A 15,829-nucleotide genomic window follows, 5' to 3' on the forward strand; every position below is an offset into this window, starting at 1 on the left:
GAGAAGTGGCAGCCAGGGCGCCGTACGAACAGCCGTCCACGCTCACGGCGTGGGTACCCGCGGACCTGGTTTCACTGGGCCGAGCCGCGCCTCCAAGTCGGCTCCACAAACCTGGTTCGATCGCAGGTGGCACGGGATCGCCGAGTTTGGCGCGCGCTTTTGACAGACCGAGGAGGGACAGAATCTCCGATGTTTTCCGCGATTCTGATCGAGAAGGGCCACGCGGGGCAGACGGCCACGGTCACGAACCTCGACGAGGCAGCGCTCCCCGATGGGGACGTCACCATCGACGTGGAGTATTCCACGCTGAACTACAAGGACGGCCTCGCGATCACCGCGAAGTCGCCCGTGGTTCGAAAGTTCCCGATGGTGCCGGGCATCGACCTCGCCGGCGTCGTCACCGACAGCACCCACGCGGACTGGAAGAAGGGCGACCTCGTGGTGCTCAACGGCTGGGGCGTAGGTGAGACCCACTGGGGCGGCCTCTCCCAGCGCGCCCGCCTCAACGGGGACTGGCTCGTGCCGCTGCCGTCCGTCTTCACCTCCCGGCAGGCGATGGCGATCGGCACCGCCGGATACACGGCGAGCCTCTGCGTGGACGCCCTCCTGAACCACGGTGTGCGCCCGGAGCAGGGCGAGGTCCTCGTGACCGGGGCGACGGGTGGTGTCGGCAGCGTGGCTGTCGCGCTCCTGGCGAAGGCCGGGTTCAAGGTCGCCGCCGCGACCGGGAAGGCGACGGAGGCCGAGTACCTCCGGCGGCTCGGCGCGGCGACGGTCATCGACCGCTCCGAGCTGGGCAGCGCCGGGCGCCCCATGCAGAAGGAGCGGTGGGCGGGCGTCGTCGATTCCGTCGGCAGCCACACGCTGGCGAACGCCTGTGCGCAGACGCGGTACGGCGGCGCGGTCGCCGCGTGCGGTCTGGCCCAGGGCATGGACTTCCCGGCGTCGGTCGCCCCGTTCATCCTGCGTGGCGTGTCGCTGCTCGGCGTCGACAGCGTGATGGCGCCCGCGGGGCCTCGGCTCGCCGCCTGGGACCGCCTGGCGCGAGACCTGGGTGTACAGGCGCTCGACGTGATTGCCGAGGAGATCGCGCTGGCGGACGCGATCGCCGCGGCGGACCGGTTCCTGGACGGCAAGGTGCGGGGCCGCATCGTCGTCGACGTCAATCGATAGTCGGGAGTGCAAGATGACCAAGAAGGCCACCAAGCCGGAGATCGTCGAGCTCGACCTCTCCGATGTCGATCACCGGTTGGGTAAGCCGGTCGGCGGCGGGCAGTTGTGGGATCCGTGCAGCTCCTCGGACATCCGCCGCTGGGCGATGGCGATGGACTACCCCAACCCGTTGCACTGGGATGAGGAGTTCGCCCGCAGGTCCAGGTTCGGTGGACTCGTCGCGCCACAGTCCATCGCGGTCGGCCTGGACTTCGGGCACGGCGTGGCGCCCGCCTGCGTGGGATACATCCCCGGCAGCCACCTGATCTTCGGGGGCGAGGAGTGGTGGTTCTACGGCTGTCCCGTCCGGGCCGGGGACAAGCTCTTCCAGGAGCGGCGCTTCCACGACTACAAGGTCGCTGAGACCAGGTTTGCCGGGCCCACGATGTTCTCCCGCGGAGACACCGTCCACACCAACCAGCACGGCGCGTTGGTGGCCCGCGAGCGTTCGACCGCGATCCGGTACCTCGCCTCCGAGGCCGGGAAGCGCGGGATGTACGAGAACCAGCTCGGCGAGAAGAAGAGCTGGACGTCCACCGAGTTGGCGCAGATCGAGAAGGCGCGTCACGGCTGGCTCCTGTCGAACCGCCTCGGCGTGTCGCCGCACTTCGACGAGGTGAAGGTCGGCGACACGCTGCCGCGGCGTGTGATCGGCCCGCACAGCATCGCAAGCTTCACCACCGAGTACCGCGCGTTTCTGTTCAACATCTGGGGCGCGTTCCACTGGACCACGCCGCCCGGCATCGAGGATCCGTGGGTAAACCAGGACCCGGGCTGGGTGGAGGGCTTCAGCTTCGACGAGGAAGGCGCCCGGATCGACCCGCGCCTGCGTGACGGCCTGTACGTCGGTCCCTCGCGCGGCCACATCGACGCCGACAAGGCCAGCGAGGTCGGCATGGTGCGCGCCTACGGCTACGGCGCCACGATGGGCGCCTGGTGCACCGACTACCTCAGCTACTGGGCCGGCCACAACGGCATGGTGCGCCACTCCAAGGCGAGTTTCCGGCTGCCCGCCTTCGAGGGTGACGTGACCTACTTCGATGCCGAGGTCGTCGGCAAGGAGACGGACTCGGTCTGGGGCATGCCGCTCGTCCAGGTGAAGCTGCGCCTCACCAACCAGGACGGCGGCGTGCTGGTGGACTGCACGGCCGAGGTCGAGCTTCCGTTCGGCAGCGACCGGGAAGCGACAGAGGCCTAGACGATGGGTGCACAGACGGACGGCCCGCCTGCCGGCACGCCCTCGCTCGTGTGGGGCCTCCCACTGAGCGAGGAGCCGGGGCTCGGGCCGCTCACGCTTCCCGGCTTCCTGCGCGAGGTCACCACGAGGTACCCGGAGCGCGAGGCGCTCGTTCTGCGCGCGGCCCGGGGCGTCGAACGCTGGACGTACGCCGAGCTTTGGGAACGCGCCATCGAGGTGGCGAGCGCCCTGCGGGCGTGCGGCGTGGGCAGGGATACCCGGGTGGGCGTCCTGATGACCAACCGTCCCGAATGGATCTCCGCGGTGTTCGGCACGGCACTCGCGGGCGGTGTGGCGGTCGCGCTCAGCACGTTCTCGACGCCTGCCGAGCTCGATCACCTCCTGCGGGCTTCGGCAGTCTCCGTGCTCCTCGTCGAGCGCAAGGTGCTGACGAAGGACTTCGTCAGCGTCCTGTTCGAGCTGGAATCGGAGATCGCCAAGGCCGCTCCCGGCACGTTGCAGTCGGCGAGGTTCCCCTTCCTGCGCCGTCTCGTGGCGCTCGGCGAGTCCGCGCCGGGCGAGACGGTCGAAACCTGGGACGGGTTCCTGGCCCGTGGCCGCGACCAGCCGCGCGAACTGGTCGAGGCGACCGGCGCCGCGACGAACCCGTGCGACGCCGCCCTGATCTTCTTCTCGTCGGGCACCACCAGCAGGCCGAAAGGCATCCTGAACTCCCATCGCGGGGTCGCCGCGCAGTTGTGGCGATTCGGGCGCCTGTACGGGTTCACCCCGGCGGACCACGTCCGCTGCTGGACCGCGAACGGGTTCTTCTGGTCCGGCAACTTCGGCATGGCACTGGGCGGAGCCTTCTCCAGCGGCGGCAGCCTGGTGCTGCAGCCCACCTTCGTCCCCGGTGAGGCGCTCGAGCTCATGCAGGCGGAGCGGGTGAACTTCCCGTTCGCCTGGCCGCACCAGTGGGCGCAGCTCGAATCGGCGCCCAACTGGGATCAGGCGGACCTCAGCAGCATGCGGTTCGCGGACGTCAACACCGCGATCGCGCGGCACCCGACGGTGTCGACCACGTGGACCGAGCCGGGCCACGCCTACGGGAACACCGAGACGTTCACGATCTCGACCTGCTTTCCGGCCAACACCCCGCACGAGACGCACCAGAACAGCAGTGGCCCGCCACTGCCGGGAAACACGCTCAAGGTCGTCGATCCGCTCACCGGTGCCGTCGTTCCGCGCGGCGAACGGGGCGAGATCTGCGTGAAGGGGCCCACGCTCATGCTGGGCTACCTCGGCACGCCGCTCGACGAGACGCTCGATGCCGAGGGCTTCTTCCGCACCGGTGACGGCGGCTATCTGGACGACGCCGGGCTGCTCTTCTGGGAAGGCAGGCTGACGGACATCATCAAGACCGGCGGCGCGAACGTCTCACCGCGCGAGGTGGACGAGGTGCTCGCCGGCTGTCCCGGCGTCAAGGTGGGGCGCACCGTCGGCGTGCCGCACGAGACGCTCGGTGAGATCGTCGTCGCCTGCGTCGTCCGCCATGAGGGCGCGACCGTCGACACCGGGGAGATTCGCGGGTTCCTGCGGGACCGCCTGGCGAGTTACAAGGTCCCGCGGCACGTTCTCGTGTTCGACGAGGACGACATCGTCCTCACCGGCAGCGCGAAGATCAAGATCGGCGATCTCCGCCAGTTGGCCACCCAGCGGCTACAGAGCTCGGGCTCGGGCTGACGTACGCCGGATGAAGACCGTCCGTCTCAGGCCGTTATCCGGCACAGTCCAGAAACCGCGCCCCCTGATCATTCCATGACGAGTCGACCGTTCGAGGCAAGGAAGGAGCGACGAATGGCCACGATTGCGACGGAGAAGCTGGGCGCGTTTGTCGGCGCCGAGGTGGTGGGCATCGATGTCGACCGCCTGCTGAACGACGAGGACGTGCCGCGGGCGGTCATGGCGGCGCTAGAGGAGAACGGCGTCCTGCTGTTCCGCGAGCTGCACATCGACGACGCGGCGCAGGTCGCGTTCTGCCGGCGGCTGGGCGAGCCCGTGCGCTTCAAGGGCTACCGGATCCCGGAGATCATGGAGATCAGTTTCGATCCGGGAAACCCGAACGTCGAGTACTTCCGGAGCAATGACCTCTGGCACATGGACGGAGCCCTGGACGGAAGTGCGCCGCCGAAGGCCTCGGTGATGAGCGGGCACGTCGTGACGTCAGAGGGCGGCGAGACGGAGTTCGCCAGCGCGTACGCCGCCTATGACGACCTCTCCGCCAAGGAGAAGGAGCGGTTCGCGAAGCTGCGGGTGATCCACACGTTCGAGGCGGTCCAGCGGCTCAGCTATCCGAACCCGACCCCCGAGCAGCTGGCGGAGTGGAACTCTCCGTCGCGGCCACCGCGTGAGCACCCGCTGGTGTGGGAGCACCGCTCGGGGCGGCGTTCACTGGTGTTCGGGGCGACGACGGCGCACGTGGTCGGCATGGACCCCGAAGAGAGCCGGGCCCTGCTGGATGATCTGGAGCACCGGGCCACCACGCCAGACCGGGTGCTCCGGCACACCTGGTCGGTCGGGGACATGGTGATCTGGGACAACCTGGGCCTCGTCCACCGGGCCTGCCCGTTCGACCGCGGCACGCCGCGTGAGATGCACCGCAGCACGCTCCTCGGCGACGAGCCGATCCAGTGAGCGGGCGCACGGCCATCGTCACCGGTGGCGCCTCGGGCATCGGTGCGRCCATCGGCCGGCGGCTCGCGGCCGACGGAGCCCTGGTGGCGCTCCTCGACCGCGACGGTGCGGCCGCCAAGGCGTTGGCCGCCTCGATCCAGGCCGCGGGTGGCAAGGCCATCGGGGTGGCCGTCGACGTGGCGGACCGCGCGACGATCGACGCGGGGGCCGAGGAGGTACGGTCGCGGCTGGGCCGGTCGACCATCCTGATCAACAGCGCCGGGATCTCTCCGCACGGCCCGTTCCTCGAGACCACCGCCGACCTGTGGAACCTGACCCTCGCCGTCAACCTCACCGGCACCTTCCACTGCTGTCAGGCGGTCCTCCCCGACATGATCGAGGAGGGCTGGGGCCGCATCGTCAACATCTCCTCGTCGAGCGTCCACAGCGGCGCGCCCCAGATGGCCTCGTACGTCGCCGCCAAGTCAGGCGTCGTCGGCCTCACCAAGGTTCTCGCTCGCGAGTTCGGCCGCATGGGCATCACCGTCAACACCATTCCGCCCGGCTTCATCGACAGTCCCATGCTGCGCCAGACCGAGAAGGACGGCCTCATGAACGTCGAGCAGCAGACCAGCGCCACCCCGGTCGGCCGCATCGGACGACCCGAGGACATCGCCGCCGCGTGTGCGTTCCTGGTGAGCGAGGAAGCCAGCTACATCACCGGCCAGACCATCGGCGTCAACGGCGGTCGCAACACCTGACGACGCCGGGCTGAATTTCATGTCCTCAGCGAGCCGCCGCAGAAGGCTGCGCGGGCCCAGCTCGCCGGCTCGCTGAGGCCTGCCAGCAGGTCGGGCCACGAGTCCGCGTTCTCGGCTTCAGATCAGCGGAGCCGACTCCGTGTCCGCCCCGCGCGTGACGGATTGACACAACACTACAGAGGGTGGGGACGATGGCTCGGATTTCACCTCAGCCAAGTTCGGACTGGTCCCAGGAACTGAAGACCTTCGTCGAGGAGTTTCGCGCTTCCACCGCCGCCAAGCGCACCACTCCGACCGCCAGAGGGGGCATCCGCCCTGCCGGAGCCAACGTGATCGGCACGTTCGCGCGCCACCCGGATCTGGCGAAGGCGTTTCTCGTCCTCAACGGCCACGTCCTCTATGGGTCCACACTATCGAGCCGGCAGCGAGAGCTGCTCATCCTCCGCGTCGCCGCGCTGCGGAAATGTGACTACGAATGGGCCCAGCACGTGGTCCTTGCCGAGGACGCCGGCATGACCGCCGACGAGATCTCCCGGATCATCGAAGGTCCAGGAGCGCCCGGATGGGCGCCGGCCGACCAGATCCTGCTCGAAGCGGTCGACGAGCTGATCGACACGGCCGAGGTGAGCGCTGACACCTGGAAGGTGCTGGCCCAGGACCTCGACGAGCGCCAACTCATGGACCTCGTGTTCACCGTCGGCACGTACGAGCTCGTCGCCATGGCCTTTCGGTCGTTCGGCCTGGGCCCCGAGCCCGAACTCGTTCCGTACCTGCCCACCGGCTGGTAGCCGGCCACCCCATCCAACACGACGGGCGGGTGCGGGCGATCGGCGTGTCCAACTTCAGCGCCGAGCACCTCGACAACCTCATCGGACGCACCGATGTGGTCCCCTGACCTCACCCCACAGCGCGGGCAATGACCACAGACCCTGAGATCATGGCCGCGATCCCGGCGTCACCGATCGGCGCGAAACAACCCTGTGACGCAGGCTCTACGACGGCGGGGCCGGACCAGGCCATCGAGCGCGACGTGTATCTCGTTGCGGAGCTGGACGGCCAGCCCGCGGGCCGTGGCAGCGGCCACGTGGAGCCGATTCCGTAGCGTCTCCGCGGAGATCGGGCGCTGCTGGTATTGCGGCCAGTGCAGCACGTCCTCCGCGCGCGCCCGGTGAAGCAGGCCCTGCCTGCGGGCCTCGCCACCGGCTTCGCGCAATGACGGGCTAACCACCCGCATTTCGCCGCACGTCGTTCGGTCCTCGGTCGCGGATTCCAACGGCTGATCTTCCAAAGCCTGCGCGGCAGAAAAGTCGGCCGTCCGCGTATTGGAACAGTGCGCGGCGGCCTTCGTAATCTGCACGGCGTGCAGGAGGCCGGCGCCCATGGTCTTCGAGAACGTCGCGGCCGACGGTGAGCTGGTTCGGCTGCGAGCCCGGACGCGGGACGCGCCGGTGGCCTGGCCGGTCTGCGGGGCCGTGTCATCGCGGGTACACGACCATGCCGACTGGACATTGGGTGACATACCGGGCGTCGGGCGGTCGTGGTCGTGCGGGTCCGACGCCTCGTGTCGCACGCGGGGTTGCCGCTAGACGTTCCGGGAGGAGGTCTCGGGCGTGCTGGAGCGTTACCAGCGGCGTACCAGGCGTCTGGCCGGGCAGGTCGGGGCGGTGGTCCGGGAGTTGGCCGGCCGGCCGAGCGGCCAGGTCCTGTCCGCGGTGGCTGTCCGCCTGTCCTGGCATTCCGCGGCGAGGGCGACGGGTGGCGGAGGTGGCTCATGGATGGGCGGCGGTGGTGAATCGGTGCGCGACGTCGAGGAGTTCGTGGCCGGGGGCGTTGCCGAGTAGTTCGGTCATCAGGTGGACGTCTTTGACCAGCGGGGGGCCGGCGGGTGAGGCGGCGACATTGGCGGTGGAGCCGGCGCGTAGCCGCAGTCCGGAGGCGATGCAGGCTGAGCTGCTGGTCATGAGGACCGCGGCGAGGCCGGCGGGGTCGACGCCGAGGGACGTGCCGGCTTGCAGGGCGTCGTCCGTGAGTGTGATCTGGGCGGCGAACAGGGTGTTGTTGATGAGCTTGGCGTGGGAGCCCGCACCGATCGCGCCGAGGTGGATGACGTGGTTGGACAGGGCTGACAGGAGGTCGTTGACGTCGGTGAGGGCGGCGGCGTCTCCGCCAATCATGATGGTCAGCTCGCCGGTCTGGGCTCGTGGGGCGCCGCCGCTGACGGGCGCGTCGAGGACGCGTACGTGGTGTGTCGCGGCGCGTTCGGCGATGGCGCGGATCTGGGTGGGCGACACGGTGCTGTGCACGAGCACGACGGCGCCTGGGCGCAGTGTCTCGGCCAGGCCGGCCGGCCCGAACATGACCTCCTCGACTCCCGCGGCGTCGAAGACGCACATGCCGACGGCGTCGACCGCTGCGCCCATGGCGGCCGGGGTCGCCGCGATGGTGGCGCTCGTGCCTCGGAACGGTTCGATCGAGGCAGCGCGGCGGGCGTAGACCGTGAGGTCGTGCCCCGCGGCCTGGAGCCGTTGCGCCATGGGCAGTCCCATGCTGCCGAGACCGATGAACCCGACCTTCACCATGTCCTCCTGGTCTGGGTAGCCGCTGGCCGTTCGCCGTGTTCCCACGGGGTCTGTGGCTTGTTCGGGCCGGCTGGGTCTTCAGGTGTGGCTGGTCTGGAGCCCTGCCACCCATGATGACCGGTCGCGGCTGGCGGTGGCGGATGGCTACGTTGGTCCCCCGTGGGCATCGTGGCCGGGGGCCGTGGTGCCTCACACCTCAGTTAGCCGAGCTGTCCTGTCTGGATGGCGGCGACGGTGCCGCCGTCGACGAGCAGGTCGGTGCCGGAGAGGAAGCTGGCGGCGGGGCTGAGGAGGAACTCGGTGGCTGCGGCGATGTCGGCGGGTGTTCCGAGCCGCTTCGCGCTGGAGATGTTGATCATCATCTGCATGTGGCCGCCGTGGTCGGTCGCGAGTTCCGCGGTGCTCATCGGGGTGGCGATGACGCCGGGGCTGATGGAGTTGATCCGGGCGCCGTGGGCGCCCCAGGTGGTGCTGGCGGCCTGTACGCGGATCTGGTTCGCGCGCTTGGCGAAGGTGTATGCCTGGCCGCTGTCGGGAAACTGGTCCGGGCTCGCCGCCGGGAGTGCCAGCAGCTCGCTGGCCGGGGCCGTGGCGAGGGCGCGAGCCACGTCCGGCGCGAGGGGTGGGGCGAGGTGGCCGGCCATGCTGGCGATCACGACGCCCGCCGCGCCTGGGGCGACGACGTGGGCGAACTCCTCCAGGACCAGGGCGACGCCGAGCAGGTCGACGGCCAGGACCGCTCGTACCGGAGCCTGGGCGGGGGACAGCCCGGCGGTGTGGACCACGGACCGGACCGGGCCCAGGGAGGCCGCGTGCTTGGCGAGGGCCACCACCGACTCACGGGAGGTGACATCGACGACGGCGGTGGCCGCCGCGTAGCCCTCGGCCTCCAACTGCCCGGCGACCGTGTGCAGGATCGCCTCGTTGACGTCGGCGATCAGAACCTGGGTGCCGGGACCGATACGTCGGGCGATCGCCTGTCCCATCGCCCCGATACCGATCACCACCGTGACGTCACGTTCCATTGTCTGTGTCCCTGAAGGACGTCCGGCCGCGGCCGGCGGTAGCGACTGGCAGCGTTCGGACCCACCGTGCGAGGCGGTTCCAGAGGTCGTGGCGGGTGCCGGCGGTGTTGTGGCAGTGCGCGGACCTCGGGAGCCGGAACAGGGTGATGTCGTCGGAGGAGCTGTAGGCGCGGGCTTCGTCGTGGTGGTCCGGGGTCGAGTCCCGTTCTCCGAGGCCGATGAAGACCGGGCAGCGGATTCGGCCGGCGTGGTCGGAGGCGATGTACGGGACGATCGACAGCGGCCCGGTCACGCCGGGAAGGTGGGTGCTGGTGAGGTCGTCGGCGGCGATGACGTCCGCGGGGACGTCGTCCCAGTAGAAGTGGCGGCGGATCGCGGGATCGGTGCGGTCGGACAGGAACGGTTCGTCGAAGGCACCGGCCCGGGCCGGGACCATGATGGCCTCCAGGCTGGGGATCCTGGTGCGGTCGTTTCCGACGAGATGGGCGGCGAAGGGGCCCACCGTGCCGTAGCCGAGCGGAGCGATCGCATCGAAGCTGCCATGCAGTGACTGTTGGAAGATGGCGAGCATGCCGCCCATGGAGTGACCGACCGCGACGACCGGGCCGATGTCGATCGGACCGAGGCCGGGCAGGAGCGTGCCTTTCGCCGCGCGTTCGACCAGGTCGGTCAGCGCCGCGTTGTTCGCCGCGGCAACGACGTCGGGGGTGAGCTCGGCGGCTCGCGGGTGGCGGGAGCTCTCGCCGGTGGCGAGGTGGTCGACGGCGATGACGAGCATGCCCTGGGCAGCGAGGTGCTCGCCGAAGCTGTAGCCGGTGCGGCCGGGGACGTCGAGATGCCAGTAGGCCTTCGTGTAGCCACCGCCGGGAAGGCAGAACAGCAGCGGCACCGGGCCATCCGTCGACGCCCGCGGTGGGAAGATCCACGTCGCGATGTAGTGGTCGCCGTCGATCGGCACGCGGCCGGTCACGTCGACGACGACGGTCGGCGGGGCGGACGCGGCCGGCGCGCTCATCGGGCGCCCCCTCGCGTCAGCGGCTCCATGCCCCCGGCCCGGCCCCGCACCGCCGTAGACGGCGCAGTGGCCTGCGGGCGGTGCGCCCAGGCGGTGAGCTCGTAGTCGTCCCCGACGGTCCGCGGTAATAGCCCGTCGCGCCGCATTTCGACTCCCACGTATTCGTTTCCTGCCATCGGACAACCTCCTCGGATGCTGCTGTTGCTGCGTGCGTGCAGTGGTCGTGAAAAGGCACCGCAGCTGACACCGTTCACGGTCACGCCGGGAACAGATCGACAGACGCCCGGTCCGGGTATTGGAGCAGGGCCGGCGTTAGGCGTGTTCCGCGATGATCTTGTCCAGGTAGGCGTCGATGTCGGCGGCATGTTCGCGTAGCTCGTGTGCGGCCTCGGGGGCGGTGAGGACCAGGAACCGGTTCGTCGCGACGGCGTCGGCGACCAGTTCACCGACCATGTCGGCGTCGACGACGGGGAAGCTCGGGCCGCGGGGTGGCGTGGGGGTGCCGAAGAAGCTGACCTGTTCGATGATGTTGGTGGCGACCCCCGCGGGGCACAGGCAGGTCACTCCGATGCCCCGAGGCCGCAGACTGATGGCCAGTCCCTCGGAAAGGCCGACGATGGCGTGTTTGGTCGCCGTGTAGGGGAGGCGGTCGTAGCCGTAGGGCAGCAGCCCGGCGGTGGACGCGGTGTTGACGATGTGTCCGGATCCCTGCGCGAGCAGCACCGGCAGGAACACCAGGTTGCTGCGTACGACGCTGAGAAGGTTGACGTCCACGACGCGTTGCCACGCCTCGAAGGGAATCTCCTCGACGGCGCCGACCGCGAGGATGCCCACGTTGTTCATTACGACGTCGACCCGACCGAACCGGTCGACGGCAAGATCACGGACGGCTTCCAGGTCGCCGAGGCTGGTGACGTCGCACCGGGCGGCGGCGGCCTGGGCGCCGATCTCGGCGGCCACGGAGTCCGCGCGGTCAGCGTCGATGTCGGTGACCACCACGCGGGCGCCGCGGCGGGCGAGGGCGCGTGCCGCGGCACGTCCGATGCCGCTACCACCGCCGGTGATCACGGCCACGGCACTGCTCAGATCAACACTCACGAGTCACTCATCGCGCAGGGTCACCTGTCTCGTCAGAGGAACGGCGGCCAGATCAGGCTGGCCGGGTCGGTGTCGTCGAGGGCGGCGAGGGTCGCTGGGGACACCGGCGCCGAGAGGAAACCGACCAGGCCGTCGAGCAGGTCGGTGACCGCGACGGCAAAAGGGACCACCGGCCGGTCCGCGGCGCGCGCCAGCTCCCGGTCCGCGGCGGCCTGGACCATGAACGTCATCGCCCAGGAGATGCGATGGGGCCGCAGCGGCTCCGCGATGTGCGGAAGAATCCCCGACAGGCGCTCCTGGAAGCGCACCGCCGACTGGCGGATCTCGTCCGGCAGCTGCTCGAACACGTCCCGGCGACCGTACTGGCGGAGCATCCCGACAAAACTCAGGTAGTGGCTGCCCGGCCGTTCGCTCTGTTCCATCACCACGCGTAGCTGGCACTCCAGCCATGAGCGCAGATCGTCCGGACGGCGTTCCGCGATCAGCAGCATCCGTCGTTCATGCAGCCACGCCAGCCGGTACTCGAAGATCGCCCGGATCAGCTCGTCCTTCGAGCCGAAGTGGTACTGCACCGCCGAGTTGTTGCCACTCCCGGCCGCCGCCCCGATCTGGCGCAGCGAAACCCCCTCGATCCCGTGCAGAGCAAACAACTGCTCGGCCACGCGGACGATCTGCTCTTTCGTCGACGGAGCTACCACCGGCATGGCGCCATCGAAGCATCTGGACATCTGACAGTCAAGCGCCTTAGAGTCCAGACGTCCGTCTTAATCAGCGCTGATGTGGAGGCTCGTCCATGAGCGACTCAGTCACCGACCAGACCTACCGGGAGGTCATGACCGTCGACCCACCGGCGGCGAGCACACCCTTCGAGCAGGCGACCCGTGAGTTCGTCTTCGGCCAGGTGTGGTCGCGCCCTGCGCTTAGCCGCCGCGACCGGCGCTTAGTCACGCTGACCTGCGTCGCGGCGGCGGACGCCCCCCAGCCGATCGACGACCACGTCTACGCCGCGCTCGGCAGCGGTGATCTCACGCTGCCCGAGCTCCTGGAGTTCGTCCTGCACTTCGCCGTGTACTGCGGATGGCCCAAGGCGTCCCACGTCGAAGGGGTGATCCGCCGGCAGTGGGCCCGCCTCCAGACCGAACGCGGCGAGCCGGTGACGCCCTGGCCCGCGCTGGACAACGCCACCCTCGGCCCGAACGACTGGGATGCCCGGCTCGAACGCGGCGTCAAGGAGTTCATCGACGTCAACCTGCTCCCAGCCCCTCCGCCCGACACGCCCTACACCCACGCCGGCATCCTCAGCTACGTCTTCGGCCACCTCTGGCAGCGCCCGGGGCTGACCCGCCGCGACCGCCGGATCATCACCGTCGCCTGCGTCGCCATCGACGACTCCCCCATGCCCCTGCAGACACACGTCGGGTCGGCGCTCGGATCAGGCGACATCACCAAGCCGGAGATGAACGAGATCGCCCTGCACTTCTCCGTCTACTACGGTTTCGCCAAGGGCGAGGCCCTCCAGGCCAGCGCCGATGCCGGCTGGGCCCGGCTACAAAGCTGAACCGACCCGGCACACGTCCACCGCGGCCACCGCGGCCACCGCAAAGCAGAAGCCGCTGATTGCCTGGCGGCAGAGCAGCCGCGTCGCCCTGGCGACCGGCGTCGCCCTGATGGTTGGTCCCGTGCCGACGCCGTCGGGCACTGTCTCGTCGCACGCTGCAAGAAATCGGAGGCGGGTTCGGTGAACGTCGGTGCCGCGGTGGTGGACCGGGTGGAAGAGCAGGCGAGCCGGGCGCGGGACACACCACCGGGCACGCCATGATGCGCCTGGCGTCCGAGGGCGTACGCGCCTACTTCACCGGCGACGCCTTCCACCACCCGGTCCAGTTCACCCAGCCAGAATTGCACCTTCCGGGCTGCGACGACCTGGCCACGGCGATCGAAACCCGCAGATCCCTGGTGCGACGCCTCCAAGAAGAGGCAGCGTTCGTCCTGCCAGCCCACTTCCCGTCACCACACTACGGCCGGCTAGGTCTCGACGGCAGCGAGGTCTGCTTCCTACCCGGCGGCGCGACGTGAACCATCGCCAGTGGCCGTAACCTTGCCACCCCGTTCCGAAATCGCCCCGAATCTTCCCGCGCCAGCCTGCGACGGTCTTCTTCGCGACCCTCAAAAGGGAATCGACCGGCGCCGGGAAAACTCGCAGGAACGCGACTGCGAGCCACCTGTCGATTTCCTCGCAGACGCTCCGTGACCACAGGGCTCACCCAGCGGCCCAGGCGATCGGGAACAAACCTGCGCAGGTCCTCCGCTGCCGACCTGTGCGCGAACCGCCGCGGGTGGACAGGCATCCAGGGATGCAACACCCCAAAGAGTCGCCAGCCAACTCGGGCCAACACCACGGCCACCTCCGCAAGCACTGGCCGTCCGACGAAAGGTGACGAGATGTCGCACACCCGCCAAACGACCAGCCGACGGGCGGGAGCCCATCCGCCCTCAGCCTTCGCACGCGTACGACCATCCACCCGCACGGCCCGGTTACGGCTCGCCGGCGTCGCCGTGCTGGCCGCCAGCCTGGCCTTCGTCTCGGCCTGCGGCAGCGGCTCCGACGACAACGGCCCCACCCCCACGGCCAGCGGCTCAGCGGGCGCCACGGGCCCCGCGGACGTTCTTGGCCCGATCGACAAGGCGACCGGCGCCCCGGTCAAGATCGGTGTGATCACGGAGGGCGCCAGCCCGACCGCCGACCACACCAACGACAAACGGGTAATCCCGGCCGTCGTCGAGTACCTCAACGAGCACAAGGGCGGGATCGGCGGCCGGCCCATCGAGGTGACGGTCTGCGAGACCCTCAGCGACCTGTCCAAGGCCACCGACTGCGGCAACCAGCTGGTCGACGACGGCGTCTCCGCGGTCCTCATCGGCACGTCCGCCGTCGTCGAGGCCGCGTGGAAGCCGCTGAACGACGCCAAGATCCCCGTCATGCTCTACAGCTCGGGCGAACCAGCCCTGCTGGCCAGCCCGACGACCTTCGTCCTGGGCAACCCGACCTTCGGCTTCGTCGACCTGGCGATCCAGGTCGCCAAGGACGCGGGCAACAAGAAGGTCTCCGCGATCGTCGTCGACGTCCCAGCGGCCCTGCACTCCGCGCAGGAGGTCGCCCCGCCCCTGTTCCAGAAGGCCGGCATCGGCTACGAGCTCGTCCGCGTCGCCCCCGGCACCGCCGACATGACGCCCCAGATGCAGCAGATCGTCGCGAACGGCTCGGACCAGGTGTTCATCATCGGCAACGACGCGTTCTGCATCAGCGCCATGAACGGCCTCAAGGCCGTCGGCTTCACCGGCACCATCAGCGGCATCTCCCAGTGCATCACCGACGCCACCCGCAAGTCGGTCGACGGCGGCACCCTCAAGGGCATGGTCATCAGCGCCAGCGCGCCAGTCGGCCCCGACAGCCCCTCGATGCGGCTCTTCACCACGGTCGCCGAGACCTACGGCAAGGACATCGACCTCAGCAACCAGGACGGCATGATCATGTTCATGCTCCTCGCCGGCCTCCAGACAGCGACACAGGGCATCACCGGCGACATCACCCCGGAGACCATCACCTCGGCCATCAAGGCCATGAAGGAGACCGAGCTGCCCGGCGGAGGCGGTATCAGGTTCCGCTGCAACGGCAAGGCCGTCACCGATTCCCAGGCCGTCTGCGTCCGCGGCGGACTGTCGACCACCCTCGACGACAAGGGCCAGCCCGCCGCATACAAGGTCCTCGGCAGCACCCCCATCCCCGACTGACATCCCACGCGGGCCGGAGGGCGGGCACCACTCGACCAGCCGCCCTCCGCCCGCCGTGACCCACCATCCCCGACCGCATCACCCGCGACATTCCGGCAGCGAGACCTCAGGCTGCCCCCTTGCCAGCTCGCTCTGGCGCGAGGTGTCGAACGTGGCCTTGGTGTCGCTGCGCAACTGCATTCCTTCATCGCGTCGACGATCTGGTCAGGAAACTCGTCCTTGCGCTCGAGATCCGTCGCGTAGGGAAGGATCTCCTTGTCCACGAAACTGCGCACGCCGGGCCAGGATGTCGGCCTGAACGTCGGTCAGGCCCTCGGTCCGCGCGATCCTGCCCATGGGATCTCCGTGCCCCTCTCACCCGTGTGTCCGAACGGCGGGCGACGACGCAACGCGGCGCCCCGCGCAACCCCGCCGATCGAGAGCGCGCGCCGAACCACGGACCGTCACACCCGGCCGGCAGCCCGACCCGGCACCGGCAGCGCCGGCACCAGCCCGCG

The 15,829-nt window shown here is 69.5% G+C and carries 15 protein-coding genes and 1 pseudogene; 9 read left to right on the forward strand and 7 right to left on the reverse strand.

The features are described from left to right. The first annotated feature begins 189 nt into the window (after positions 1 to 189). From acuI to BCD48_RS27380, 6 genes are all read left to right on the forward strand, one after another. The gene (gene acuI / locus BCD48_RS27355) at positions 190 to 1,173 is read left to right on the forward strand and encodes an acrylyl-CoA reductase (NADPH) (protein ID WP_071051258.1); all 984 of its coding nucleotides are present in this window, start codon (positions 190 to 192) and stop codon (positions 1,171 to 1,173) included. Positions 1,174 to 1,186: 13 nt separating this feature from the next. Then, positions 1,187 to 2,410 (forward strand): FAS1-like dehydratase domain-containing protein, encoded by a 1,224-nt coding sequence (locus BCD48_RS27360; protein WP_071051259.1) that lies wholly within the window; start codon positions 1,187 to 1,189, stop codon positions 2,408 to 2,410. 3 nt (positions 2,411 to 2,413) lie between these two features. Then, entirely contained in the window at positions 2,414 to 4,132 is a 1,719-nt protein-coding gene (locus BCD48_RS27365; RefSeq protein ID WP_071051260.1) for a class I adenylate-forming enzyme family protein, read from the forward strand. Positions 4,133 to 4,246: 114 nt separating this feature from the next. Next, positions 4,247 to 5,083 (forward strand): TauD/TfdA dioxygenase family protein, encoded by an 837-nt coding sequence (locus tag BCD48_RS27370; protein WP_071051261.1) that lies wholly within the window; start codon positions 4,247 to 4,249, stop codon positions 5,081 to 5,083. Further along, positions 5,080 to 5,823, forward strand: coding sequence for an SDR family NAD(P)-dependent oxidoreductase (locus BCD48_RS27375; RefSeq protein WP_071051262.1), 744 nt, complete (start codon positions 5,080 to 5,082; stop codon positions 5,821 to 5,823). The genes BCD48_RS27370 and BCD48_RS27375 overlap by 4 nt, the downstream gene beginning before the upstream one ends. 191 nt (positions 5,824 to 6,014) lie before the next feature. Then, on the forward strand, positions 6,015 to 6,611 hold the full coding sequence (locus tag BCD48_RS27380) for a carboxymuconolactone decarboxylase family protein (protein WP_071051263.1): 597 nt from the start codon (positions 6,015 to 6,017) through the stop codon (positions 6,609 to 6,611). A gap of 167 nt (positions 6,612 to 6,778) precedes the next feature. Here BCD48_RS27380 and BCD48_RS27385 read toward each other — a convergent pair whose 3' ends face one another. The 6 genes from BCD48_RS27385 to BCD48_RS27410 all read right to left on the reverse strand — a co-directional run bounded on the left by BCD48_RS27385 (position 6,779) and on the right by BCD48_RS27410 (position 12,244). Continuing rightward, positions 6,779 to 7,204, reverse strand: coding sequence for a hypothetical protein (locus BCD48_RS27385; protein WP_071051264.1), 426 nt, complete (start codon positions 7,202 to 7,204; stop codon positions 6,779 to 6,781). 388 nt (positions 7,205 to 7,592) lie between these two features. Next, on the reverse strand, positions 7,593 to 8,399 hold the full coding sequence (locus tag BCD48_RS27390; RefSeq protein WP_071051372.1) for an NAD(P)-dependent oxidoreductase: 807 nt from the start codon (positions 8,397 to 8,399) through the stop codon (positions 7,593 to 7,595). A 203-nt stretch (positions 8,400 to 8,602) separates the two neighbouring features. Beyond that, a complete protein-coding gene (locus tag BCD48_RS27395) occupies positions 8,603 to 9,427 on the reverse strand; it encodes an SDR family oxidoreductase (RefSeq protein WP_071051265.1) in 825 nt (274 codons plus the stop codon). After that, positions 9,417 to 10,442: an alpha/beta hydrolase gene (locus BCD48_RS27400; RefSeq protein WP_071051266.1), complete on the reverse strand. Its 1,026-nt coding sequence runs from the start codon at positions 10,440 to 10,442 to the stop codon at positions 9,417 to 9,419. The genes BCD48_RS27395 and BCD48_RS27400 overlap by 11 nt, the downstream gene beginning before the upstream one ends. 312 nt (positions 10,443 to 10,754) lie before the next feature. Beyond that, entirely contained in the window at positions 10,755 to 11,540 is a 786-nt protein-coding gene (locus BCD48_RS27405) for an SDR family oxidoreductase (protein WP_071051267.1), read from the reverse strand. Between the two features lie 32 nt (positions 11,541 to 11,572). Beyond that, positions 11,573 to 12,244, reverse strand: coding sequence for a TetR/AcrR family transcriptional regulator (locus BCD48_RS27410; protein WP_071051373.1), 672 nt, complete (start codon positions 12,242 to 12,244; stop codon positions 11,573 to 11,575). An 89-nt stretch (positions 12,245 to 12,333) separates the two neighbouring features. Between BCD48_RS27410 and BCD48_RS27415 the strand changes: the two genes are divergently transcribed. The 3 genes from BCD48_RS27415 (at position 12,334) to BCD48_RS27425 (ending at position 15,332) form a co-directional block, all read left to right on the forward strand. Further along, entirely contained in the window at positions 12,334 to 13,098 is a 765-nt protein-coding gene (locus BCD48_RS27415) for a carboxymuconolactone decarboxylase family protein (RefSeq protein ID WP_071051268.1), read from the forward strand. Positions 13,099 to 13,211: 113 nt separating this feature from the next. Beyond that, a complete protein-coding gene (locus BCD48_RS55030) occupies positions 13,212 to 13,616 on the forward strand; it encodes an MBL fold metallo-hydrolase (protein WP_083419277.1) in 405 nt (134 codons plus the stop codon). A 366-nt stretch (positions 13,617 to 13,982) separates the two neighbouring features. After that, complete coding sequence (locus tag BCD48_RS27425; RefSeq protein ID WP_071051270.1) at positions 13,983 to 15,332, forward strand: ABC transporter substrate-binding protein; 1,350 nt, start codon at positions 13,983 to 13,985, stop codon at positions 15,330 to 15,332. 179 nt (positions 15,333 to 15,511) lie between these two features. On the opposite strand, the pseudogene BCD48_RS54140 reads toward BCD48_RS27425, so the two are convergent. Beyond that, positions 15,512 to 15,668 (reverse strand): annotated as a pseudogene (locus BCD48_RS54140) (acyl-CoA dehydrogenase family protein); the annotation flags it as partial. Positions 15,669 to 15,829 lie beyond the last annotated feature (161 nt).

The sequence above is a fragment of the Pseudofrankia coriaricola genome (assembly GCF_001854805.1).
Lineage (GTDB): Bacteria > Actinomycetota > Actinomycetes > Frankiales > Frankiaceae > Pseudofrankia.